Below are 23047 nucleotides of genomic sequence, written 5' to 3'. Positions count from 1 at the left end.
CCTATGGGTAATTACCGAAGTATTTTACTGAATCGGGAGATTCACCCTCTCTTTCGATGCGAAGATCGGTAAATATTCCCCTTGTGATCGAGTTCACAAGCCACGAAGTGCGTTTGCCCTGGTGAAGAGCTGGTCAAGCATCTCGGTGGTCACCCGGCCGGTAAAAGTGTTCTGCTGGCTCGGGTGGTAGCACCCGAGAAGATAGGCCGGAGTTCCTCCGTGGGAGATCGCCACCTCGGCGCCGTGCCCGAACGGCGGTCTCGGACGCGGCAGCACGTATCCGGCGTCCTTCAGCGCGGGCCAGACCGCCTGCCAGGCGAAGCCTCCCAGCGCGACCACCACCCGCACGCTGTCGGCGACCAGCGCGATCTCCCTGGCCAGCCACGGAAAGCAGGCCGCCCGCTCCGACGGCTCGGGCTTGTTGACCGGTGGGGCGCACCGGACGGCGGCCACCATGCGCGCGCCGATGAGCCGCTGCCCGTCACCCGCCCGGACGCTGGTCTCCTGTGATGCCAGGCCCGTCCGGTGAAGCGAGGCGAACAGCCAGTCTCCGCTGCGGTCTCCGGTGAAGATGCGGCCGGTGCGGTTGCCTCCGTGCGCCGCCGGAGCCAGCCCCACGATGAGAATCTCCGGCTTGTCCGCACCCCACCCGGCGATGGGCCGTCCCCAGTAGGTCTCCTCCGCGAACGCCCTCCGCTTGACCGTCGCGACCTCCTCACGCCACTCGACCAGGCGCGGACAGGCCCGGCAGACCGACTGCCTGGCCGTGAGTTCGGCGAGGGTACGGCTCGCGCCCGCGAGCTCCTTCACCTCGGCGGGGTCGTGGGCGACGGGGGTGTCGGGCCCGGCGGGGTCGTCCGGCCAGCCCGAACCGGGAGGAACGTAGGTCATGCCCTCGATGGTGCCCGACCAGGTGAGGTCCATCGACCGAAAGCCGCCCGGAACACCTGGGACGAGAAACGCCTGGGACGAGAAACGAAAAAGCGGCACCCGCTGGATGCGGGCGCCGCTTGTTCTACTTCAGGTGAGACTCAGGTGAGCCTCGGCGTCAGGCGTCGGCCTTGACGCAGACCGCGTCGTAGTCCACGGACTGCGAGCCCGCGCCGACGATCGCCAGCTTGGCGGTGCCGGCCTTGAAGCCGTCCGACGCGCTGGTGAAGGAGACGGACTTGCTGCCGGAGGAGGCGAAGTCGAGCTCACCGGTCTTCACGACGGAACCGTTGAGGGTCCAGACGTAGCTGACCTTGGTGGCGCCGGTGGCGTAGATGCTGCCGGTGCCGGTGACCGAGGCGGTCGGGCAGGTGGCAGCGGTCTGCTTGACCGACGCGTTCTCGATCCAGGCCTTCACCGGGGGAGCGGACTGGCAGGAGACCTTGCCCTCGACGGTGCCGCTGGTCGGGCCACCCTCGATCCTGATCGCGCGCGTGCTGCTCCCGGACGCCGAGGCGGTCCAGGAGTCGGTCACGGTGCGGCTCTGGTAGCCGTGGCCGCCGAAGTAGACGCTCTCCAGGCCGCCCGCGACGCCGTTACGGATCCAGCGGTACCTCACGTAGCCCTGACCACCGGAGATGCTGATGGTGCCGGTGAAGGTGCGGGTGACGGGGCAGTCGCCCTGGTAGGGGCTCGGAGCGTCGACGGAGGCCGAGACGTTCGTCGAGTCGCTGCACCAGATCTTGAAGTAGGCGCGGTTGGAGGTGGTCTCGACCGGGCCGAGGATCTCCAGCTCCGCCCAACCCCTGAAGTCGTCGTGCGGCCTGATCACGTGGTAGACCCGGCGGGAGTCGTTCACGTAAGCGGAGTCACGGTCGATGACACGGCCGTTGACGACCCACTGGTAGCGCACCCAGCGCGGGCTGGAAGAGGTGATGCGACCGACCAGGGTGGCCTCGCAGTTACCCTCGTCAACCCAGATCCGGGCGCCGACGCTGTCGGTGTTGACGACTTCCTTGTCACCGTCAGTGTCGCCACCGCAGGAGACCTTGAAGTAGCCCTTGCCGGAGGTGGCCTTGCGCGGCGACAGAACCTGCACCGCCTGCCATCCCCGGATGTCGCCGTCGAAGGTGGACGACTCCCTCACGGTGACGCTCTTGACGCCCTTGCCCTTGAGGATGAACGTCTTGACCTTGCTCTTGCTTCCATTCCCGCGCAGCCAGCGGTAGGCGACCTTGGTCTTGCTGCTGACGGCCTTCACCTTGATCTTCGAGGAGAAGGTCACCCGGGTGGGGCACTCGTCAGAGTTGGACGGGGATGCCTTGGTTCCGCTGACCGAGACCGCGGGCCTCGACTTGGTGAGGGTCGACGTGGCCGCCGTCCCTGCCTTGGTGGATCCGCTGGCCGCGGCTGCGGGCGTGGCCAACAGTCCTGCCGCCATAGTCGCCAGCATGGCCGCGCTGGCTCCTACCGCGGCTAGCTTTCGTGCTAGTCCGGACATGAGGGGATGCTCCGTTTCGTTAGGAACAAAAGTTCGCCCCGGAGACGGTTGCCGCCCCGACACCAGCTGTGCCGGGCCCCACGGCAAAGCCTCGCTAAAGCTTCTTTACCTAACCATAAAACAGAACGATCTCTCAATACCCCATGAACGAGGATATTGTCCAGATCTCATGAAATTTCAGACACTGACCACGCAATCCCATCAAGGATGTCGTGTTCGCTCACAACCACCTCGGTGAAGCCATACCGCTCCAGGATCCGGGCCAGGATCAACGCCCCCGCCCCGATGACGTCGACGCGGCCGGGGTGCATGACGGGAATCGCGGCCCGCTCGTCGTGGGTCATCTCCAGCAGGCGCCCAGAAACGGAATATGCCCGATTTGCCGGAATTCGCGAGTGATGAATTTTATCCGGGTCATATTCGGGCAGCTCAAGCGCTATTCCCGCGACGGTTGTAACGGACCCCGCGAGACCGACCAATGTCAGCGCCCGCTCCACCGGAATCTCCCCGGAAACCCTGTCGAGCGCATCGTCGATGTCGGCGACCACGGCCTCGACCACCTCGGCGGGCAACGGGGCGCCCACACCGCGCAGGTGCCGCTCGGTCAGCCGGACGCAGCCGATGTCCACCGACAGCGCGGCCTCCACGTGCGTCGAGCCGATCACGAACTCGGTGGACCCGCCCCCGATGTCGACCACGAGGTACGGCGGGCGGGTGCCGTCGGGGGTCGGCAGGCCGGTTTCGGGTGAGAGCCGTACCAGGTCACGGGTGGCTCCGGCGAACGACAGCTCCGCCTCCTCGGCGCCCGTGACGACTTCGGGCTCCACCCCGAAGATCTCCCGCACGCCGTCCACGAACTCCTGCCGGTTGGCGGCGTCCCTGGTGGCACTGGTGGCCACCACGCGGACCGCGGAGGCCCCGTGCTGGTCGATGAGCTTGGCGTAACCGCGCATCGCGGTGAAGGTGCGCTCCAGCGCCTCCGGAGCCAGCCTGCCGGTCTCGTCCACGCCCTGGCCCAGCCGGACGATCTCCATGCGCCGCTCGACGTCGGTCAGGGTGTCAGCGTTGATGTCCGCGATGAGCAGGCGGACGGAGTTGGTGCCACAGTCGATGGCGGCGACGCGGGTCAACTGGTCTCCTCTTCGGGGTTCGCGGTGAAGCCCGCCTCGGGCTCGGGAGCCACGGTGCGGCTCCCCTCGGGAGCCGTGGTGCGGCCTCCCTCAGACTCGGTGTCCGTGGCGAGGCCCGCCGGAGGCGGGGCGGAGCAGCACGGCCCGTCGGCCCACCACTCACCGAGCGCGTCCAGAGCCTCGCGCCCGAAGGGGTTGCTCCCCGGCGCCGCGAGCTCGTGCCCGACCAGGGCGTGCAGGCACTTGACCCTGGTCGGCATGCCGCCGGTGCTCTGCATGTCTCTGGGAAGCGGCTCCAGGCCCTCCTCGGCGGCGGCCTTGTCGCGGCGCGCGATGTAGTCGTCGTGGGCCGCCTGGTAGGCCCGGGCGAGGCCGGGATCTTCGGCGAGCCTGGCCTGCATGGCCCGCATCATCCCGGAGGTCTCAAGCCTGCCGATGGCCGAGGCGGCCTTCGGGCAGGTCAGGTAGAACAACGTCGGGAACGGCGACCCGTCGGGCAGCCGCGGCGCGGTCTCCACCACGTCGGGCAGCCCGCACGGGCAGCGGTGCGCCACCGCCCGCAGGCCACGCGGCGTCCGGCCGAGCTGCCGCTCCACCGCCGCCACGTCGCGATCATCCACCATTGGTGACACCCCCTGAAAGACGACATCCAGGCTATAGGGGTTTGGAGGACACCCCCTATCCCTTGGCCTCCGCCGCCTTCGTTCCCTTCCCCGTGTCGGCGGCCTCGACCGACTCCCAGAGCGTCTGGTACCACGGCGGCCTGGCGGCCTTCTTCTCCCCCGCCGTGCCCTTCTTGCCCTGTGGGGGCTGGTCGTTCATGACGACGTAGCACTTCTGCCCGGGGTCGCAGTAGAAAAGCCGCTCCCTGGCCTGCCGCTTGATGTAGCCCGGGTCCTGGAGCCGGCTGCGCTCCTCCTCCAGGGCCCTGATCGCCGCGAGCTCCCGGGCCTTCTGCTGTTCGAGCTGGACGATCTGGCGGCGCTGCGCGACGTACTCCCTGATGGGGTAGGCGAGGCTCATGGCGATCGCGCACACCACGACCGCGAGGACCGCTGCCCGTCCCGTCAACTGTGGCCGTTTCGCCATGCGCCCCTCCTCCGTCTCCGCTTTCACCGCCGGAAGGCTTGCGCCCGATCAAATCGGGCGCAAGCCGCAGGGCGAAACTACCGCCGGAAGCGCGGGAACGCCGCGCGACCCGCGTAGCGGGCGGCGTCGTCCAGGAGCTCCTCGATGCGCAGCAGCTGGTTGTACTTGGCCACGCGGTCGGAACGGGCCGGAGCGCCGGTCTTGATCTGACCGCAGTTGGTGGCCACGGCGAGGTCGGCGATCGTGGTGTCCTCGGTCTCCCCGGAACGGTGGCTCATCATGCAGCGGTAGCCGTTGCGGTGAGCCAGGTCGACCGCGTCGAGAGTCTCGGTCAGGGTGCCGATCTGGTTGACCTTGACCAGCAGCGCGTTCGCGGTGCCCTCGGCGATGCCGCGGGCCAGGCGCTCGGGGTTGGTCACGAACAGGTCGTCACCGACGAGCTGGACCTTGTCACCGAGGGCCTCGGTGATGGCCTTCCAGCCCTCCCAGTCGTCCTCGTTCAGCGGGTCCTCGATGGAGACCAGCGGGTAGCTGGCGACCAGGTCCTCGTAGAAGGCGATCAGCTCGGTGGCGGACAGGCCCTTGCCGTCGATGGTGTAGACGCCGTCCTTGTGGAACTCCGACGCGGCCACGTCGAGCGCCAGCGCGATGTCCTGGCCCGGCACGTAGCCGGCCCTCTCGATGGCGATCAGGATCAGGTCCAGCGCGTCGCGGTTGGACGGCAGGTTCGGGGCGAAGCCACCCTCGTCGCCCAGGCCGGTGGCGTAGCCCTTCTCCTTCAGCACGGCCTTGAGCGCGTGGTAGACCTCGGTCCCCATGCGCACGGCCTCGCGGAAGGTCTCGGCGCCGATCGGCGCGATCATGAACTCCTGGATGTCCACGTTGGTGTCGGCGTGCGCGCCACCGTTGAGGATGTTCATCATCGGGACGGGCAGCAGGTGCGCGTTCGGCCCGCCGAGGTAGCGGAACAACGGCAGCTCGGCGCTCTCGGCTGCGGCCTTGGCCACGGCCAGGGAGACGCCCAGGATGGCGTTGGCCCCCAGGCGTGCCTTGTTCGGCGTGCCGTCCAGGTCGATCATGACCTGGTCGATGCTGCGCTGCTCGGTCGCGTCAAAACCGATGATCTCGTCGGCGATCTCGTCGGTCACACCGAGAACGGCCTTCTCGACACCCTTGCCGCCGTAGCGCTCATCGCCATCACGCAGCTCCACGGCCTCGAACTGGCCAGTGGACGCGCCGCTCGGAACCGCGGCGCGACCCTCGCTGCCGTCGTCCAGCAGGATGTCGACCTCGACCGTCGGGTTGCCCCTGGAGTCAAGGATCTCGCGGGCGGTGACGCCCTCGATGGAAGCCACGAAGCGCTCCTAAAGTCGCAGGACAGTTTGCCTCAGAAGCCTATCGAGACCTACGTGCCGGTACGGCGACCGCCATCCCCTCCGACTTGCCGGTACGGCGACCGCCGTACGCCCCCCGGCGGGGGCATGTGATCCAATCGGGGTATGAGCGATCTCACGGCGCTCGACCGGATCCGCGAACTGCTGGACCCGGCTCTGGCGGAGTGCTCCTCCGAGCACGGATATCTGGACCTGCTCGGCGAGGAACCCATCGACGAGTCGATAGCCCAGCGGCTCATGCACTCGGGGCTCCTGCCGAGAATCTACGAGCGGTTCTGGCGACCCGCGCTGATCGGGGCGATGAAAGGCCCCCTCGGGCCGAGCACGGGGCAGGAGATGGCCCTGGTCCGGCGAATGCTGGAGCTCGGACCCGGCGACCACGTGCTGGACGTGGCCTGCGGCCCCGGCAACGTGACACGGGCCCTGGCCCAGTCGATCGGCGACGACGGGCTGGCCGTGGGCATCGACGCCTCGGCGACGATGCTCACCCGCGCGGTCCAGGACACCGAGGCGGGAAACGTCGGCTACGTGCGCGGAGACGCCGTGAACCTGCCCTTCCGGCCCGCGAGCTTCGACGCGGTGAGCTGCCTCGCGGCGCTCTACCTGTTCGACCGGCCCGTGGAGGCCCTCGCGGGGATGGCACGGGCGCTCAGGCCCGGTGGCCGGATCGCCATCATGACGACTCGGCGGCTGCCGCTGATCGGCCCCGTCAACGACGTGGTCGGCGTCGCCTCGGGGGTCCGCATGTTCGGCGACCACGAGGTCACCGACGCCCTGACCCGGCTCGGCTTCTCCGGGCTGCGTCACAGGACCTACGGGCTCACGCAGTTCGTGAGCGGCCGCCTGGCCTGAGACCTGCCGCGTGGGCCTCTCCGCCTCGGGCCTGTTCCGTGGGTCCCTCCGCCTCGAGCCTGTTCCGTGGATCCCTCCGCCTACCGCGGCCGTCCGGACGACGTCCCGCCGCCCGACGACTCCCAGTCGCGGACCCGGTCGCGATAGGCACGGGCGGCGGCACGTAGCTCGGCCTCCGGGTCGAGACCGGCCTCGTGCGCCTGCCGTACGAGATCCAGGAGCCGCGCCCCGAGGTCGTCGGCGGACGGCTCGGGGAAGAGGGCGGGAGCCCCGGCGCGCTCGGCGCGCCTGAGCAGCTGGGCGGCGAGGGAGAGCGCGGGCTGGCCCATCGGGACACCGTCCAGGACCGAACCCGAGTCGCCGCCGTTCTTGGCCGCGCGCTCGGCCGCCTTGATGGTCTCCCAGTTGTCGCTGACCTCCTCGGCGCCCTCGACCCGGGTGTCGGCGAACACGTGCGGGTGGCGGCGGACCAGCTTGGAGACGATCCCGTCGGCCACGTCGTCGATGTCGAAACCGTCGGGACGGTCGCGGGCGACGCGCGCGTGGAAGGCCACCTGGAGGAGCAGGTCGCCCAGCTCCTCGCGCAGGGCCGCGTAGTCGCCCTCCTCGATGGTCTCCAGGACCTCGTAGGCCTCCTCCAGGAGGTACGGCACCAGCGACTCGTGGGTCTGCTTGGCGTCCCACGGGCAGTTCACCCTGAGCCGGTCCATCACCGCGACCAGGTCGAGCAGCCGGGCTCCCGGCAAGTCGTACGAGCCCGGCACGACCTCGATCACCGGCGGCTCCTCAAGAGCCACCGCGGCATATCCGATGGAACGCATCAGCGCCTCGTCGGCCTCCAGCCACACGACGGTCCCGGTCTGGCTCTCCCGGACCAGAGCGGCGGGATCCGGCGTCACGACCTCGACCGCGATCCCGGCGTCGGCGAGGTAGGGCAGGTGCGGATGATCGGCCGACCCGGTGCGCACCGGGCCCTCCTCAAGGACCTGCCACGCGCGACGGCTGAGCAGCCCCGGTGCGACCCGGGGCGAGGTGGTGACGACGATCAGGGCCATGCCACCGAGATTACTGCTGCTGCGCGCCGGCGGGATTCGCCCCGAAACGGTTGCTGTCGACGAAGAGCATCGGCATCTGCTGGCTCCGCTGCGCGTTGAGCTCGCCGTAGCGCGGGTTCCAGGTGATCTTCACGTTCTGCAGCTCCTTGACCACCTGCGGCTGGCCGCGCCGCAGGGCCGCCTCGTCGCTGCCGCCGCCGTACTTGGCCATGAGCTTGGTGAGCATCAGCTTGCCCCGGGTGAAGTCACGCGCCTGCGAGGGCGCCACGGCTTCCTGGAGCAGCTGCTGTTCGTACTGGGCCTGACCGCCCGCGCCGGTGATCACCTGGTCGATCTCCGCGTCGGTGACCGCGACGCCCTTGCTCTCGCCCAGCATCGTGTACTGCTTGGCGGAGGCGAGCTGGTAGAGCACGACCTGCGGGATGGTTCCGGGGAACTGCAGCTGCGACGGGGAGACGTTGGCCCTGCCCAGCGCGTTCTGGTACTCCTGCACGTTCCGATCCAGCTCGCTGGAGCTGATCCGATCTCCGCCGACGATGGCGGCGGCGCCGGCCTGCGCCGGAGAACAGGCGGTCAGCGCGGCACCCGCGGCGGCGACTGCCAGGATGACGCGCACTCGAGTCGACTTCACATGCGATCCCTTCACGACAAACGCGTTTATTTTACCGGCCTGTTCTCGAGGAACATCGCCTCGACCAGGTCGCCACACCACTTGAGGAGGTCCAGGTCACGCAGCGGCTGACCGCCGAGCGGCTTGGTCTTGGGCACGGGCACCAGCAACGTACCGGTCGCCTGCTTCAGCAGCGCCTTCGGGTACAGCCGCTGGAGCCTGACCTGCTGGGAGTCCTTGAGCGTCACCGGGGCGAACTTGATGTGCTGGCCCTGCAGGGCGACGTCGGTCAGCCCGGCCGCGCGGGCGCGGATCCGGAAACGGGCCACCTCCAGCAGGTTGTCGACCGGCTGGGGCGGCCTGCCGTACCGGTCGACGAGCTCGTCGCGCACCGCGGCGACGTCGGCGTCGGAGGCGACCGCGGCGATCCGCTTGTAGGCCTCCAGGCGCAACCGCTCGGAGGTCACGTAGTCGTGCGGGACGTGCGCGTTGATCGGCAGCTCGACCTTGACCTCCGGCCGTTCCTCCTCGTCGACAAGGACACCCGACAGCTTGGCCTTCTGCTCCCGCACGGCGTCGGTCATCAGGCGCACGTAGAGGTCGAAGCCGACGCCCGCGATGAAGCCCGACTGCTCGGCGCCCAGGATGTTGCCCGCGCCGCGCAGCTCCAGGTCCTTCATCGCGACGTACATGCCCGCGCCCATCTCCGTGTGCTGGGAGATCGTGGCCAGGCGCTCGTGGGCGGTCTCGGTGAGCGGCTTCTCCGGCGGGTACAGGAAGTAGGCGTAGCCGCGCTCGCGGCCCCGGCCGACCCGCCCGCGGAGCTGGTGAAGCTGGGACAGCCCGTAGTTGTCGGCCCGGTCCACGATCAGCGTGTTGGCGTTGGGCACGTCGAGGCCGGACTCGACGATCGTGGTGCAGACGAGCAGGTCGAACTCGCGCTCCCAGAAGCCCACCATGATCTTTTCCAGCTGGTGCTCGTTCATCTGGCCGTGCGCGACGGCGATCCTGGCCTCGGGCACCAGCTCGCGCAGCATGGCCGCGACCTTGTTGATGCTCGAAACACGGTTGTGGACGAAGAAGATCTGGCCGTCGCGCATCAGCTCCCGCCGGATCGCGGCGCCGATCTGCTTCTCGTCGTAGGGGCCGACGAAGGTGAGGATCGGGTGCCGCTCCTCCGGCGGGGTGAGGATCGTGGACATCTCCCGGATACCGGTGATGCCCATCTCCAGCGTGCGCGGAATCGGCGTGGCCGACATGGCCAGCACGTCGACCTGCGTCCGCAGGTGCTTCATGGCCTCCTTGTGCTCGACGCCGAACCGCTGCTCCTCGTCGATGATGATCAGGCCGAGATCCTTGAACCTGATCTCCGGCGAGAAGAGCCGGTGCGTGCCGATCACCACGTCCACGGAGCCCTCGATGAGACCCCGCGCGGCCTCCTTGACCTCGCTCTCGGTCTGGAACCGCGAGATCGGCCGCACGTTCAGGGGGAACCCGGAGAACCGCTCGGTGAAGGTGGACAGGTGCTGCTGGACCAGCAGCGTGGTCGGCACCAGCACCGCCACCTGCTTGCCGTCCTGCACGGCCTTGAACGCCGCCCGCACCGCGATCTCGGTCTTGCCGTAGCCGACGTCGCCGCAGATCAGCCGGTCCATCGGGACACCGCGCTCCATGTCGCGCTTGACCTCGTCGATGGCCTCCAGCTGGTCGCCGGTCTCGGCGTAGGGGAAGGCGTCCTCCATCTCCCGCTGCCACGGCGTGTCGGGCCCGAACGCGTGCCCCGGCGAGGCCATCCGGGCGGAGTAGAGCCGGATCAGCTCCCCGGCGATCTCCTTGACCGCCTTCTTCGCCTTGGTCTTGGTCTTGGCCCAGTCGGCGCCGCCCATCCGGTTGAGCGTGGGCGACTCGCCGCCGACGTAGCGGGTGACCTCGTCGAGCTGGTCGGTCGGCACGTAGAGCCGGTCGCCCTTGGCGTACTCGATGACCAGGTATTCGCGGGTGGCGCCCTGCACCGTCCGCTGCACCATCTCGACGTAGCGGCCCACGCCGTGCTGCTCGTGCACCACGTGGTCGCCGACCCTGAGCTGCAACGGGTCGACCATGTTCCGCCGCCTGGAGGGCAGCCGCCGCATGTCCTTGGTGGACGCCTTCTGCCCGACCAGGTCCAGGTGGGTCAGCACGGCCAGGGCGGAGCTGACGAAGCCGTGCTCGATCAGGCCCGTGGTGACGTGGACGACCCTCCGGTCCAGCTCCCCGTCGAGGCCCTGCTCCAGCCGGGCGGGCAGGTCCACGCCCCTGAGCAGCTCGACCATCCGCTCCGCCGGGCCGTGGCCCTCGCTGAGCAGCACGACGACCCTGTCCTCGTCCAGCCAGCCCTTGATGTCTCCCAGCGCCCGCTGGGTGTCGCCACGATAGGCCTCCACCTCGCGCGCGCCCAGGACCAGTCCGTCGCCGAGGTCGTCGCCGCCGAACGGCGCGATCGACCACCAGGGCTGGCCGAGCTCGCGCGCGTGGTCGCGGATCTCCTCCAGCGTGCGGAACGCCGCCGCCCCCAGGTCGATCGGCGCCTCTCCCCCGGCCGCCGCGTTGATCCAGGAGGCCTCCAGGAACTCCTGGCTGGTCCGGACCAGCTCATCGGCGCGGCCGCGGATGCGCTCGGGGTCGCACACGAACACCGCGGCCTGAGCCGGCAGGTGGTCGATCAGCAGGTCCAGCTCCCCGGCGAGCACCGGCGCGAACGCCTCCATGCCCTCCATCGGGACGCCCTCGGCCAGCTGGTCCAGGATCTCGGCCAGCGCGGGGTGCCGCCCGGCCAGCTCCCGCGCCTTCTCCCTGACCTCCTCCGTCAGCAGCAGCTCCCGGCAGGGCGCGGCGAACAGCCCCTCCTCCGCCACCTCCAGCGAGCGCTGGTCGGCGACCTTGAACCAGCGGATCTCCTCGACGCTGTCGCCCCAGAACTCCAGCCGCAGCGGGTGTTCCTCGGTCGGCGGGAAGACGTCCAGCAGGCCGCCCCTGACGGCCACCTCCCCGCGCCTCTCCACCATGTCGACCCGGTTGTAGCCGTTCTCCACCAGCCTGTGGACGACGCTTTCGAGGTCGGCGTCGTCTCCCGAGCGCAGCCGTACCGGCTGGAGGTCGCCCAGGCCCCGCACGATCGGCTGGAGCACCGCGCGAACCGGCGCGACGATCACGTGCAGCGGCCCGGCGGCGGCGTCGCCCTCCACCGGGTGGGCCAGCCTCCGCAGTACGGCGAGCCGCTGGCCCACCGTGTCGCTGCGCGGCGACAGCCGTTCGTGCGGCAGCGTCTCCCATGCGGGGAAGACGGCGACCGTGTTCTCGTCCAGGAGGCTGGTGAGCGCCGCGGCGAGATCCTCGGCCTCGCGTCCGGTGGCGGTCACCGCGAGCACGGTCCGCCTGCCCTCCTTGGCCCCCTCCCTGGCCAGCGCGGCCAGTGCGAACGGCCGCAGCGCCGGTGGCGCGATCAGTGACACGTCGGAGGAGTCACCCCCGCGCACGTCCTGAAGAGCGGAGGCCAGCTTCGGCTCCCCAGCGACAAGGTCCAGCAGTCCGGAAAGGCTCATCAGATTCGCCCACAGCCCCACGACGGCAACACGACAGGCCCCCGGCCACGAGGACACGGGGGTAGTCCAAGGCTACTTCCCTGGCGACCATCATCCGTAGGGAGAAGAGAGGGGGAAATGCGCGACGAATCGTGAGGAGTTGACTACTCTTGGTTACATGGCAGAGGTAAAGTCGGTCGTCGTTGTGGACGACATATTCAGCCAGCGCATTCGAGAGCAATACGCGGGCCAATCAGGGCGGCGGCTGGACGTCCTGATCGCCGGGTGCGGGTGGCCCGATCCGCTGAACTTGGAGCGGATGGACGCGCGGGTCACCGGGATCGACGAGGACTCGCCGGCGCTGCGGACGAGCACGTCCTCCCGGAAAGACCTGGACTCCTGGACGCTGGGCGATCTACGGGCGGTTCCGGTGTCGCCGCGGTCGTTCGACGTCGTCTACGTGTCGTTCCTGCTGGAACGCATCGAGCACCCCGAGCTGGTGCTCGACCGGCTGCTCACCGGGCTGCGGCCGGGCGGGTTGCTGCTGCTGCGGATGCGCGACCGGGCCTCCGCCTACGGCACGTGCGACCGGCTGATCCCCCCGGCGCTGCGGGAGGCGCTGTGGCACAGGTGCGCCCCGGTGGACGCCGTGGGCCCCCTGCCGCCCTTCTACGGGGAGATCACCTCGCGCGAGGGGATGCACTCCTTCTGCCTGACGCGCGGGCTGATGGTGACCGACGACGCCTCCGCGACGAGCGGACCGGCGCTGAGCGGGCCGATGGGCAAGCTGGCCCGCCTCGCCTGCTCGTTGGTGGAGACCTTCACGAGAGGACGGCGGTCCGCCGCGCACGATGAGATCATCATGGTGATCCGCAAGCCCCACAGCCATTTCGCCCGGCTGCTCTGAGAGACACCCGGCTGGTGCGGGGCGACCGGAGTAGGTAAGCTGACGAAATCCGACTAAGTCGATCGGGATTGTGGAGCAGATGACGGCGCCTTTCGAGTGGACCCCCGACACCCGCGAGCTGGCCGATCTGGAGCTGCTGCTCTCCGGTGCCTTTCAGCCGCTGACCGGCTTCATGAGTTCCGCCGAGGCGCACTCCGTGGACGAGCACGGCACCCTGATCGACGGCACGCCCTGGCCCGCGCCCGTCTCCTTCACCCTGCCCGACGACCATCCGGCCGCCCCGGGCGACCTGATCACGCTTCGCGACCCCGAGGGCGCCGCGCTGGCCGTGCTGACCGTCACCGGCCGGGAGGACGGTTTCGTCGCCGGCCCGGTCGAGGCGCTGGACGCGCCCGAGCACGGGCCGTTCGCCCGGCTCCGCCTCACTCCCGCGGAGGTCCGCAAGGAGCTGGCCGGCCGGCAGGTGCTGGCCGTCACCATGCGCGGACCGCTGGACAACCTGGAGGAGGTCAGGGCGACCGCCGAGGAGCTGGACGCGACGATCCTCCTGCTGCCGCTGGCGTTCGGCGAGGGCGGCCCGGCGGTGGTCCGCTCCGCGCTCAAGGCCCGCGACCGGCTGCCCGAGGGCACGCTCGTGGCCGTGGTGCCGCTCGCGCCCCGCGAGGAGTCCGCCATCGATCTGGAGTTGCGCGAGCACGTGGCCGAGGCCTACGGCGCGACCGAGCATCTGGCAGGGCCCGAGCCCGTGACGCTTCCCGGGCCGCCGCACCGCCGAGGACTCGTGATCTTCTTCACGGGCCTGTCGGGCTCCGGCAAGTCCACCGTCGCCCGAGGGCTGCGAGACGCGCTGCTGGAGCGCGGCAGCCGTACGATCACCTACCTCGACGGCGACGTGGTGCGCCACCTGCTGTCGGCCGGGCTGAGCTTCTCCAAGAACGACCGCGACCTCAACATCCGCCGGATCGGCTTCGTCGCCGCCGAGGCCGCCAGGCATGGCGGGCTGGCGATCTGCGCGCCCATCGCGCCCTACGCCGCCACCCGCGACGAGGTCCGCGCGATGGTCGAGGCCGTCGGCGCCGACTTCCTGCTGGTCCACGTGGCGACCCCCCTCGAAGAGTGCGAGCGCCGCGACCGCAAGGGCCTCTACGCCAAGGCCCGGGCCGGGCTCATTCCCGAGTTCACCGGCATCTCCGACCCCTACGAAGAGCCAGAAGACGCCGATCTGGTCATCGACACCACCGCGATCAGCGTTGATCAGGCGGTGCACCAGGTGCTGAATCCCCTGATCCAGGGAGGCTGGATCCGTTGATCGACATCGACCTCACCCTCGCCGCCGGGTCGTTCTTCGTCGCCATCGTCGTCGGGCTGACCGGTATGGGCGGCGGCGCGCTGATGACACCGATGATGATGCTGTTCTTCAACGTGCCACCCCTCGCGGCCGTCTCCAGCGACCTCGTCGCCTCGGCCGTGATGAAGCCGGTGGGCGGGGTCGTCCATCTGCGGCGGGGCACGGTCAACCTGCGGCTGGTCGCCTGGCTGTGCGCGGGATCGGTGCCCGCGGCCTTCTGCGGGGTTTTCGTGGTCCGGGCGTTCGGGGACGGCGAGCGGGTCCAGCAGGCGGTCAAATACGCCCTGGGCGTCGCGCTGCTGCTGGCCGTCGCCGGGCTGGTCGCCAAGGCGTGGCTCGCGCGACGCGACGACCGCGGAGTCCGTGGAGTCCGTGGAGTCCGTGGAGACCGCAAGGGCACGGCTTTGGCGGACCTCGGCGAGATCGTCGTGCGCCCAATCCCGACCTTACTGGTCGGTACGATCGGCGGCTTGGTCGTCGGCGTGTCGTCCGTGGGCTCCGGTTCTCTGATCATCGTGGCGCTGCTCGCGCTCTATCCGGCGCTGAAGGCGAACCAACTCGTCGGCACCGACCTGGTTCAGGCCGTCCCCCTGGTCGCCTCGGCCGCCCTCGGCCACCTGCTGTTCGGAGACTTCCAGCTGGCCGTCACCACCTCGCTGCTGGCCGGCTCGATCCCCGGCGTCTACCTGGGCGCGCGGATCTCGGCCTGGGCTCCCGGCGGAGTCATCCGGGCGCTGCTCGCGGTGGTGCTGCTGGCCTCGGCGCTGAAGCTCCTCGGCGCGGGCAACACGACCACGCTCTGGATCCTGGGCGGCGCCGTGGTCGCGGGGGCCGCCGGATGGTCACTTCTCGGGAACCGCGCTCGCACTGAGGTAGGGGTCGCGGGCGAGAGCCCCGAAGGCCTTCAGACCGCCGGGAGTGGTGTCGAAGCGGGTGTCCCCCCGCGGAGCGCGCGGTGAGTCGAAGTAGACGAGCGCCTTGATCTGCGGATAGAACCGCATCTCCTGACGCACGGCGGAGAAGTAGGACTCCTTGAACCACGGCTGGTCATGGCGCTCGAACACGCCCCACTCGGCGACCATGATGGGCTTGGCCGGGAAGCGCCACTGCATCCAGCGGTAGAACCCGGGCCACCCGGCGAACTCCTCGCGGGTCTTGTTGACCAGCCCGTCGAAGGTACGGACCCTGTCGTCGACATAGGGGTCCATGGCCACCCAGTCGACCACGTCGTCACCCGGGTAGAGCTTCTCGAACCACGGCTTGGCCGCCCAGTTGGGCGCGCCCATGTAGGTCATGACCGTGATCGCGTTCTTCACACCCCTCTGGCGCAGGCGCAGCACCACGTGCCGGAACATCGCGGCGTAGTCCTCGGCGGTCATCCCCGAGCCGGGGTCCTCCCGCACGTCGTTCTCCGGCTCGTGGTGCACGGTCAGGAAGAACCTCTCGGGGAAGCTCTTCAGGATGTGGTCGGCCAGCCGGTCGATCCGCTGGTCCAGCGCACCCCCGGCGATCTCCGCCCAGGTGCGGTCGAAGGACGGCTTCCAGTTGACCAGCAGCAGCCTGCGCCCGTGGGGGTCGCGCGCGATCCTCTGCTCCTCCGCGGTCGGGAAGAGCTCCGGACCTCGGTGGTAGACGTGCATGATGTGGGCCGGGCGGCCCATGCGTCTCTCGACCCGCTCCAGCGCCCGCCCGGGACGCCTGCCGGTGAAGATCTCCGGTGCGATCCCCCACCACGCCCCGCACGAGGGGATGAGCTTGGCGGTGACCTCGCAGCCGGGCACCGACGCGTCAATGCCCAGCAGTCCGTTGACGCGGGCCGCGGCACGCTCCGGCGACTCCCCGGGTTTCTCCGTCACCGTGGGGACACGGCCGCACGCGCTCGATCCCAGCGTCAAGGTGAGAAGCGCGCAGCCGATTATGACCTTCCGCAAAATTACCCCTAAATCACCATTTATCCGATGCATCGGCTCCTCGCAGATACTCCGCCTGTACGTTTCTTGACTTTCCCGGTTCACACCATCCCACCTCACGGACGTGCCGCGTCACGGACTTTGCCGGCCCGTGCCGGGCCCGCCTGACGAGATGCAGGAAATATCGGATAAGCACCAGTTATCTTGTCGTGATTAGCAGGATCAACCCGAAGAAAATCTTGTGTATTGGATCGGGAAATTGGAAATCCGACCTATAGTTCCTAGGGTTCTGAAAGCGTCGGCTCCGTCGAGAGGGACAGCAACGAATGAGCCTGTCGCCGGGCGCCCCCACCCACCTCCCCGGCGGAGACCTGGCGGACTACGGGTCCTTCCTCCGCCGCAGGTGGCCGATCATCCTGTTCTTCCTCGCCCTCGGAATCGGCGGCGGCGTCGCACTGCTCCGGGCCGCCCCGCTCGCCTACACCGCCTCCGCCCAGGTGCTGGTGTCGGCGACAGGCCTTCCCGAGCAGACCAACCAGGTCACCAACCGGCAGCGCGAGTCGCTCAACCTCGACACCGAAGCCCAGATCGCCCAGTCCGCGGTGGTCGCGAAAAAGGTCCAGGCCGCGCTCAAGAGCACCCCCGGACCCGTCGAGGTCTCCGTGCCGCCCAACACCTCGGTCCTGGAGATCTCCTACACCGCCACCGACCCGAACACCGCCGCCGCCGGAGCCAGCGCCTACGCGCAGGCCTACCTGGCCCACCGGAGCGAGTCGTCCACGCAGGCGCTGGAGGCCCAGCTGAAAACGCTCCTGGCCAAGTTGAAACAGGTCAACGCGAGCCTGGGCTCGGTGGCGGCCACGCTGCCCGGACTGGCGAAGGGGACGGCGGAGCGGACCATCGCCCTGCAGCGGCAGAACGTGCTGAGCCGCCAGGTCTACAACCTCACCATCAAATACGACACGCTCAAGACCATCGTCGTCACCCCCGGATCCGTGATCAGTGACGCGATCGCGCCGTCCGAGCCCAGCTCCCCCAGCCCTCCCCTCTACCTCGGCAGCGGCTTCATGGCGGGCCTGCTCGCCGGAATCGGTCTCGCCTGGCTGCGCGACCGCCTCGGCACCAGGCTCCACGACAGCGCCGACGTCAAGCGCCTGACCGGCCTCGACATCGTCAGCGGCGAGGAGATCGACGATCTCACGGGCTCCGGGGGCGCGGTGCTGCTGGTCCCCCTGCCGGGCACCTCCTCGCGCGACGTGGCGCAGGCCGTACGGCATCTGAACGAGCGGAGCGTCCCCGTGCTCGGCGCGGTCGTCGCCACCGCGCCGGCGCAGCGGCCCGCGACCGGCGAGACGGCCCTGTCGTCGTGAGAGGTCTGCCGTCATGAGGAGTCTGCCGTCGTGAGGGGTCTGCACCGGGCGGCCTGGCCGATCGCCGCGTTCCTGGTGGCGTATCCGCTGTGGTGGGCGCTGGGCTTCGGCGGGCTGTCGGTGATCGTCCTGGCCGTGCCGATGGCGCTGGTCCTGCTGCGACGGCGGCCGATCAGGGTGCCGCGCGGGTTCGGGCTCTGGCTGCTGCTGCTGGCGGGCTACCTGGTCAGCGCGCTCATGCTCGACGAGATGCCGCCGAACACCTACGGCGAGTTCGGCGCCGGACGGCTGATCGGCTACCTGATGCGCCTGTTCCTCTACGTCTCACTGATGATCATGGTGCTCTACCTGGGCAACCTGACCGAGCAGGAGCTGCCGCAGCTCACGTTGGTGCGCATGCTCGGCGCCCTGTTCGTCACGACCGTCGCGGGCGGCCTGCTGGGCGTGTTCGCCCCGCACGCCGACTTCACCTCACCGGTCGAGCGGGTCCTGCCCGGCTGGGTCAGCGGCAACCCCTTCGTTCACAACCTGATCCATCCCACCACCGCCCAGGTGCAGAAGGTCCTGGGGCACGCCTCCCCCCGGCCCGAAGCCCCGTTCGAGTGGGCCAACGCCTGGGGCAGCAACGTCTCGGTGCTGCTCATCTGGTTCGTGGTCGGCTGGTGGGTGTACGGCGGGCCGCGTAAACGCCTTGCCGCGGTCCCGCTGCTCGCCCTGGCCACCGTCCCGATCGTCTACTCGCTCAACCGCGGGCTCTGGATCGGCCTGGGCATCGCCGCCGCCTACCTGGTCCTGCGGCTGGGCGCGCGGGCCCGCCTTGTGGCCTGCTCCGCCATCGCCTGCGGGGCCCTGGCGTTCTTCCTCAGCCCCCTGCAGGCGATGGTGGCCCAGCGGCTGGACAACCCGCACAGCAACGACATCCGTGCCTTCACCGTGACGTCGACCATCGCCGCTGCGGGCACGTCGCCGATCATCGGCTACGGCAACACCCGCAACGCGACGGGCAGCCATCGCACGATCACCACCGGCAAGACCGATTGGTGCGTCACCTGCGGCCATCCGCCGCTGGGCAGCGACGGCCAGCTCTGGCACCTGATGATCACGCAGGGGTTCGTCGGGGCCGGGCTCTACGTGGCCTTCTTCGCCGGAGCCGTCCGCCGCCACTGGCACGACCGGAGCCCGATCGGCATGGCCGGTGTCCTGGTGATGATCCTCACCCTGCTCTACATGTTCGTCTACGACGGGCTGGTCACGCCGCTCAGCCTGTATCTCATCTCATTCGCGCTGCTCTGGAGGAACTCGATGGCGAGCAGGGCCACATGAACGACGCCCGCGTCAGGCTGCGCTACCTCGGCGAGACGATCGGCCTGCTGTTCCCCGGTCCCGGCGAGGCCCGGCCGTACAGCCTGCTTCCCCACCCCCTGATCCCCCGCAGGCTCGCCCCCCGCGCGTGGTGGCACCCCGGCGGGAAGATCATGGTCCCTGCCGGGGAAGACACGATCGAGACCTACCTGAGCGAGGCGCTGAGCGCCCCGATCCGGGTCGTGCTGCACGTCCGCCCGGCCCTTCGGGCCAACCGCAAGCCGATCCTGGAGGCCCACGCCCCGGACGGACTGGCCGCCTTCGTGAAGATCGGCGACACCGACCGGGTCCGCGAGCTCGTCGCGAACGAGGCACGGACGCTCGATCTGCTCGCCGGCATGCCGCTGAAGACCGTCACCCCGCCGGCCGTGCTGCACCACGGGTCCTGGCGCGGCCTGTCCGTGCTCGCGCTGACCCCGCTGCCGGTACGGCGAGGCCCGGCCCCCCAGGACCTGCTCACCGCCGCGATCAACGAGATCAGCCGCGTCGGCGACCGTGGATTCGCCTGGCACGGCGACTTCTCCCCGTGGAACGTCGCCCCCGGGGCGGACGGGCGGCTGCTGGTGTGGGACTGGGAGCGGTTCGCCACCGGGGTGCCGCTCGGCTTCGACGCCGTCCACCACTTCTTCCAGCGCGCCCTGCGCCGGATGGATCCACCCACCGCGGCCCGGGCCTGCCTGGCGCAGGCCCTGCCGACCCTGGCCCCGTTCGGACTGTCGGCCTCGGAGGCCAGGCTGACCGCGATCCGCTACCTGATCACGCTGGCGGACCGGCACGCGGCCGACGGCCACTCCCCCCTGGGCCCGCCCGAGCGCTGGCTCACCCCCGTCGTCGACTCCCAGGAGACCCTCATTTGAAGCCGAGGCTGAAGCACTCCGTCCACGTCGTGTCGCGGGCCACCGGACGCATCACCGCCGGGAGCCGGATGCTGCCCTCCTTCCTGATCGTCGGGGCGCAGCGTTCCGGCACCACCTCGCTCTACCGGGCGCTGTCCCAGCATCCGCTGATCCTCAAACCCGTGCTCCACAAGGGCGTGCACTACTTCGACATGGCCTACAACCGGGGCCTGTCCTGGTATCGGGCGCATTTCCCGCTGCAGTCCAAGGCCTCCCGGCTGGCACGCCGGTACGGCTGCCGCCCCCAGGCCTTCGAATCCTCGCCCTACTACCTGTTCCACCCGCTGGCCTGCTCCCGGATCGCCTGGGACCTGCCCGGAGTGAAGCTGATCGTGCTGGTCCGCGACCCCGTCGAACGCGCCTTCTCCGCCTATGCCCACGAGCTGGCCCGGGGCTTCGAGACCGAGGGCTTCACCCGTGCCCTGGAACTGGAGGAGGAGCGGCTGGCGGGGGCGGCGGACGACCTGTGCGCCTCGCCGTACTCGGCGAGCCACTCCCACCGCCACCACGCCTATCTGGCCCGGGGACGCTACATCGAGCAGCTGGCCCGGCTGGAGCCCCTCGTCGGCCGGGAGCGGGTGCTCGTCCTGGACAGCGGGCGGTTCTTCACCGAGCCGGAGATCGTCTACGACCGGGTGCTGGAGTTCCTCGGGCTGCCGCACATCGGCGATCCGCTGTTCGAACGGCACAACGCCCGGCCCCGGCCCGCGCCGATGCCCGAGTCGCTCCGCCGCGAGCTGGCCGGCCGCTTCGAGGAGTCCGACGCCTTGCTGACCCCGTGGCTCGGCGCGGAACCGTCATGGCGACGCTGATCCTCACCGGCCCGCCCGGCCAGAACAGGACGGCCCCATCGTGGCGACGTTGATCCCCGCCCGCCTGCCCAGGCTGAAGGGAGTGGCCCGAGGCGGGCTGGCCGGACTGGCCGGGGCCGGAGTCGGAGCCACCGCGCAGTTCGCGACGGTCGTGCTGGTCACCCGGGGGACGAACCCGGAGACGGCGGGCGCCTTCTTCGCCACGACGGCGCTGTACCTGATGATCGCCGGAATCCTGCGGCTGGACGCCGGAAACGGTCTGATCTACTTCATCGCCCGATCACGGCCGTTCGGCTATCGCTGCACCTCCGGCTACGTCCGTGCGGCGCTCGTCCCGGTCGTGACGCTCTCGCTGGTCACCGGAGCGGTGATCGGCCTCAGCACGCCCGACCCCGCGTTCCGGGTGCTGGCGGTGGCGCTTCCGGTGGTGGTGTGCGCGGACATCATGGTGGCCGCGACACGCGGGTTCGGCGTGATGCGGCCGACCGTGCTGCTGAGCGGCGTGCTCCAGCCGATCGCCCAGCTCGCCGGCGTCGCGACCGTGGTGCTGTCCGGCGCGAGGTCCGTGCCTCTGCTCGCGGCGGCCTGGGCCCTGCCGTCCCTGCCGGTCCTGCTGCTGGCCGCGCGCTGGCTGCGCCGGCGGCTGCCGTACGCGCCCTACCTGCCCGGCACCGCGCACGACCTGTGGCGCTACACCTGGCCCCGGTCGCTGGCCGCCGCGATCCAGGCGGTGTTCCAGCGGATCGACATCGTGATCGTGGCGGTGCTCGCCGGGCCGGTCGAGGCCGCGGTCTACACCGCCGCCACCCGGTTCAAGATCGTGGGTCAGCTCGCCAACCAGGGCCTGACCCAGGCCGTGCAGCCGAAGCTGATCGACGCCCTCACCGCTGACGACGTGCCACGGGCCCGCGAGCTCTACCAGTCGGCCACCATGTGGCTGGTCCTGGTGACCTGGCCCGTCTGGCTGGGTTACGCCACGCTCGCGCCATGGTTGCTCGGGCTGTTCGGCGACGGCTACGCCTCCGGAGTTCCGGTGGCGCTCGTACTGGCCGCGACCATGATGCTCGCCACCGCCTGCGGCATGGTCGACGTGGTGCTCACCGCCGCCGGGCACACCCGCTCCAGCCTGGCCAACCTGATCGCCGCCATCGCGGTGACCGTGGCGCTGGACATGCTGCTCATCCCCTCCCACGGCGCGCTCGGCGCCGCCCTCGGCTGGGCCGGGGGCACGCTGGTCAAGAACCTGCTTCCGCTGTGGCGGATCCACCGCCGGTACGGCCTGCGTCCCTTCGGCGTCCACAGCCTGGCCGCCCTGCGATCATGGCGGGCGCGATGACGCCCGTGCTGGTGACCGGGCTGCCCCGGAGCGGTACGAGCTGGGTGGGCAAGATGCTCGCGGCGAGCGGCGAACTCGTCTACGTCAACGAACCGCTGAACCCCCAACACCCGCCCGGGCAGTGCCCCGGCGTGCTCAACGCCCCCGTCACCCATCGCTTCCAATACATCTGCCCGGACAACGAAGAGATCTGGCTGCCCGCCTTCACCGACACCGTCGCGCTGCGCTATCGGTTCCTGGCCGAGCTGCGCCGCAACCGCTCGCCGTACGACCTGGCGAGGATGGTCCGGTACGGCGCGGCGTTCACGTTCGGAAGGCTCACCGGCCGCCGGGCGCTGCTGGACGACCCGTTCGCGCTGTTCTCCGCCGGTTGGTTCGCCGAACGGCTGGGCTGCCGGGTGATCATCCTGCTCCGCGACGTCGTGTCGTTCGTCGGCAGCTGGCAGCGGCTCGGCTGGACGATCTACTTCCACGAACTGCTCGAACAGCCGTTGCTGATCCGGGACCACCCGCACCTTTCCGCGCTTCGCCCGCTGGTGGGCTGCCAGGACCGGGTCGCCAAGGCCGTCGCCCTGTGGCGGGCGGGCCGGACCATCGCCACCGACCTGGCCGCCCGGCATTCCGGGATCATGTTGGTCGGCTACGAGGACCTGGCCACCGACCCGGCACCGGGATTTCGCCGCCTGTACGAATGGTCGGGCCTGACCTGGTCCGCCCGCGCCGAGGAACGCATCTCCCGCGCCTGCACGGCACCCGCCGCCGAGACCGGCGGCTTCACCTGGAACGGCCTGTCCCGCACGGCCTACCGGCCCATGAACTCCCGCCAGGCCCTGACCACGGCGGCCGGCCGGCTGAGCCCGGAAGAGATCGACCGCGTCAGAGAGCTCGCCTCCCAGGGCGTCTCGGAGTACTGAGTCGGAACACCGAAAGGTGACATGTCTCTGCTCCTTCTACCTCCCGGTCCTCGTATGATCGAATCTAGAAC

Annotated in this window: 20 protein-coding genes; 10 read left to right on the top strand and 10 right to left on the bottom strand. The window is 69.8% G+C overall.

The window, feature by feature from the left end:
* Positions 1 to 93: 93 nt before the first annotated feature.
* The 6 genes from ACFY2X_RS11565 to eno form a co-directional block, all read right to left on the bottom strand.
* The gene (locus ACFY2X_RS11565) at positions 94 to 891 is read right to left on the bottom strand and encodes a uracil-DNA glycosylase (protein ID WP_389936065.1); all 798 of its coding nucleotides are present in this window, start codon (positions 889 to 891) and stop codon (positions 94 to 96) included.
* A gap of 157 nt (positions 892 to 1048) precedes the next feature.
* Entirely contained in the window at positions 1049 to 2371 is a 1323-nt protein-coding gene (locus ACFY2X_RS11560; protein ID WP_389936062.1) for a hypothetical protein, read from the bottom strand.
* A 227-nt stretch (positions 2372 to 2598) separates the two neighbouring features.
* Positions 2599 to 3561 (bottom strand): exopolyphosphatase, encoded by a 963-nt coding sequence (locus tag ACFY2X_RS11555; RefSeq protein WP_389936059.1) that lies wholly within the window; start codon positions 3559 to 3561, stop codon positions 2599 to 2601.
* Complete coding sequence (locus tag ACFY2X_RS11550; RefSeq protein WP_389936056.1) at positions 3558 to 4184, bottom strand: DUF501 domain-containing protein; 627 nt, start codon at positions 4182 to 4184, stop codon at positions 3558 to 3560. Before ACFY2X_RS11550 ends, ACFY2X_RS11555 begins: the two co-directional genes overlap by 4 nt.
* Positions 4185 to 4239: 55 nt before the next feature.
* Positions 4240 to 4650: a septum formation initiator family protein gene (locus ACFY2X_RS11545; protein WP_389936053.1), complete on the bottom strand. Its 411-nt coding sequence runs from the start codon at positions 4648 to 4650 to the stop codon at positions 4240 to 4242.
* A gap of 77 nt (positions 4651 to 4727) precedes the next feature.
* Positions 4728 to 6005, bottom strand: a complete 1278-nt coding sequence (eno, locus tag ACFY2X_RS11540; protein WP_389936050.1) for a phosphopyruvate hydratase — start codon at positions 6003 to 6005, stop codon at positions 4728 to 4730.
* Between the two features lie 144 nt (positions 6006 to 6149).
* On the opposite strand from eno, the gene ACFY2X_RS11535 reads away from it, so the two are divergent.
* Positions 6150 to 6896 carry a methyltransferase domain-containing protein gene (locus ACFY2X_RS11535; protein ID WP_389936047.1) on the top strand — a complete coding sequence of 249 codons (747 nt, stop codon included), beginning with the start codon at positions 6150 to 6152 and terminating at the stop codon, positions 6894 to 6896.
* A gap of 80 nt (positions 6897 to 6976) precedes the next feature.
* On the opposite strand, the gene ACFY2X_RS11530 is transcribed toward ACFY2X_RS11535, so the two are convergent.
* From ACFY2X_RS11530 to mfd, 3 genes are read right to left on the bottom strand one after another with little or no spacing between them, the layout of a single operon-like run.
* The gene (locus tag ACFY2X_RS11530; protein ID WP_389936044.1) at positions 6977 to 7951 is read right to left on the bottom strand and encodes a MazG family protein; all 975 of its coding nucleotides are present in this window, start codon (positions 7949 to 7951) and stop codon (positions 6977 to 6979) included.
* A gap of 10 nt (positions 7952 to 7961) precedes the next feature.
* Positions 7962 to 8582, bottom strand: a complete 621-nt coding sequence (locus ACFY2X_RS11525; protein ID WP_389936042.1) for a SurA N-terminal domain-containing protein — start codon at positions 8580 to 8582, stop codon at positions 7962 to 7964.
* A gap of 26 nt (positions 8583 to 8608) precedes the next feature.
* Positions 8609 to 12142 (bottom strand): transcription-repair coupling factor, encoded by a 3534-nt coding sequence (mfd, locus tag ACFY2X_RS11520; protein ID WP_389936039.1) that lies wholly within the window; start codon positions 12140 to 12142, stop codon positions 8609 to 8611.
* 157 nt (positions 12143 to 12299) lie between these two features.
* Here mfd and ACFY2X_RS11515 point away from each other — a divergent pair, with 157 nt between their 5' ends.
* The 3 genes from ACFY2X_RS11515 to ACFY2X_RS11505 all read left to right on the top strand — a co-directional run bounded on the left by ACFY2X_RS11515 (position 12300) and on the right by ACFY2X_RS11505 (position 15335).
* Complete coding sequence (locus ACFY2X_RS11515; protein ID WP_389936036.1) at positions 12300 to 13028, top strand: class I SAM-dependent methyltransferase; 729 nt, start codon at positions 12300 to 12302, stop codon at positions 13026 to 13028.
* A 79-nt stretch (positions 13029 to 13107) separates the two neighbouring features.
* The gene (gene cysC, locus ACFY2X_RS11510) at positions 13108 to 14337 is read left to right on the top strand and encodes an adenylyl-sulfate kinase (protein ID WP_389936034.1); all 1230 of its coding nucleotides are present in this window, start codon (positions 13108 to 13110) and stop codon (positions 14335 to 14337) included.
* Positions 14334 to 15335 carry a sulfite exporter TauE/SafE family protein gene (locus ACFY2X_RS11505; protein WP_389936032.1) on the top strand — a complete coding sequence of 334 codons (1002 nt, stop codon included), beginning with the start codon at positions 14334 to 14336 and terminating at the stop codon, positions 15333 to 15335. The genes cysC and ACFY2X_RS11505 overlap by 4 nt, the downstream gene beginning before the upstream one ends.
* Here the strand turns inward: ACFY2X_RS11505 and ACFY2X_RS11500 are convergent.
* A complete protein-coding gene (locus tag ACFY2X_RS11500) occupies positions 15219 to 16232 on the bottom strand; it encodes a glycoside hydrolase family 26 protein (protein WP_389936029.1) in 1014 nt (337 codons plus the stop codon). The two genes, ACFY2X_RS11505 and ACFY2X_RS11500, sit on opposite strands and share 117 nt — an antisense overlap.
* Positions 16233 to 16612: 380 nt before the next feature.
* On the opposite strand from ACFY2X_RS11500, the gene ACFY2X_RS11495 reads away from it, so the two are divergent.
* Genes ACFY2X_RS11495 through ACFY2X_RS11470 form a run of 6 tightly spaced genes read left to right on the top strand, consistent with a single transcriptional unit; the run spans position 16613 to position 22976 of the window.
* On the top strand, positions 16613 to 17656 hold the full coding sequence (locus ACFY2X_RS11495) for a YveK family protein (RefSeq protein ID WP_389936026.1): 1044 nt from the start codon (positions 16613 to 16615) through the stop codon (positions 17654 to 17656).
* 30 nt (positions 17657 to 17686) lie between these two features.
* On the top strand, positions 17687 to 18979 hold the full coding sequence (locus ACFY2X_RS11490) for a hypothetical protein (protein ID WP_389936023.1): 1293 nt from the start codon (positions 17687 to 17689) through the stop codon (positions 18977 to 18979).
* On the top strand, positions 18976 to 19875 hold the full coding sequence (locus ACFY2X_RS11485) for a hypothetical protein (RefSeq protein ID WP_389936021.1): 900 nt from the start codon (positions 18976 to 18978) through the stop codon (positions 19873 to 19875). The genes ACFY2X_RS11490 and ACFY2X_RS11485 overlap by 4 nt, the downstream gene beginning before the upstream one ends.
* On the top strand, positions 19872 to 20726 hold the full coding sequence (locus ACFY2X_RS11480) for a sulfotransferase family protein (RefSeq protein WP_389936018.1): 855 nt from the start codon (positions 19872 to 19874) through the stop codon (positions 20724 to 20726). The genes ACFY2X_RS11485 and ACFY2X_RS11480 overlap by 4 nt, the downstream gene beginning before the upstream one ends.
* Before the next feature lie 40 nt (positions 20727 to 20766).
* A complete protein-coding gene (locus ACFY2X_RS11475) occupies positions 20767 to 22062 on the top strand; it encodes a lipopolysaccharide biosynthesis protein (RefSeq protein WP_389936015.1) in 1296 nt (431 codons plus the stop codon).
* Positions 22059 to 22976: a sulfotransferase gene (locus ACFY2X_RS11470; protein WP_389936012.1), complete on the top strand. Its 918-nt coding sequence runs from the start codon at positions 22059 to 22061 to the stop codon at positions 22974 to 22976. Before ACFY2X_RS11475 ends, ACFY2X_RS11470 begins: the two co-directional genes overlap by 4 nt.
* Positions 22977 to 23047 lie beyond the last annotated feature (71 nt).

This window comes from Streptosporangium sp. NPDC000396 (genome assembly GCF_042898655.1).
Taxonomy (GTDB): domain Bacteria; phylum Actinomycetota; class Actinomycetes; order Streptosporangiales; family Streptosporangiaceae; genus Streptosporangium.
Note: the sequence above shows the minus strand (reverse complement) of the source record. Positions and strands in the feature narration are given on the sequence as shown.

Coding starts and splice junctions, on each gene's coding strand:
- mfd (WP_389936039.1), bottom strand. CDS start 12,142: ATGAGCCTTTCCGGACTGCTGGACCTTGTCGCTGGGGAGCCGAAGCTG.
- ACFY2X_RS11545 (WP_389936053.1), bottom strand. CDS start 4,650: ATGGCGAAACGGCCACAGTTGACGGGACGGGCAGCGGTCCTCGCGGTC.
- ACFY2X_RS11495 (WP_389936026.1), top strand. CDS start 16,613: ATGAGCCTGTCGCCGGGCGCCCCCACCCACCTCCCCGGCGGAGACCTG.
- ACFY2X_RS11485 (WP_389936021.1), top strand. CDS start 18,976: ATGAACGACGCCCGCGTCAGGCTGCGCTACCTCGGCGAGACGATCGGC.
- cysC (WP_389936034.1), top strand. CDS start 13,108: ATGACGGCGCCTTTCGAGTGGACCCCCGACACCCGCGAGCTGGCCGAT.
- ACFY2X_RS11550 (WP_389936056.1), bottom strand. CDS start 4,184: ATGGTGGATGATCGCGACGTGGCGGCGGTGGAGCGGCAGCTCGGCCGG.
- ACFY2X_RS11565 (WP_389936065.1), bottom strand. CDS start 891: ATGACCTACGTTCCTCCCGGTTCGGGCTGGCCGGACGACCCCGCCGGG.
- ACFY2X_RS11560 (WP_389936062.1), bottom strand. CDS start 2,371: ATGGCGGCAGGACTGTTGGCCACGCCCGCAGCCGCGGCCAGCGGATCC.
- ACFY2X_RS11530 (WP_389936044.1), bottom strand. CDS start 7,951: ATGGCCCTGATCGTCGTCACCACCTCGCCCCGGGTCGCACCGGGGCTG.
- ACFY2X_RS11470 (WP_389936012.1), top strand. CDS start 22,059: ATGACGCCCGTGCTGGTGACCGGGCTGCCCCGGAGCGGTACGAGCTGG.
- ACFY2X_RS11515 (WP_389936036.1), top strand. CDS start 12,300: ATGGCAGAGGTAAAGTCGGTCGTCGTTGTGGACGACATATTCAGCCAG.
- ACFY2X_RS11535 (WP_389936047.1), top strand. CDS start 6,150: ATGAGCGATCTCACGGCGCTCGACCGGATCCGCGAACTGCTGGACCCG.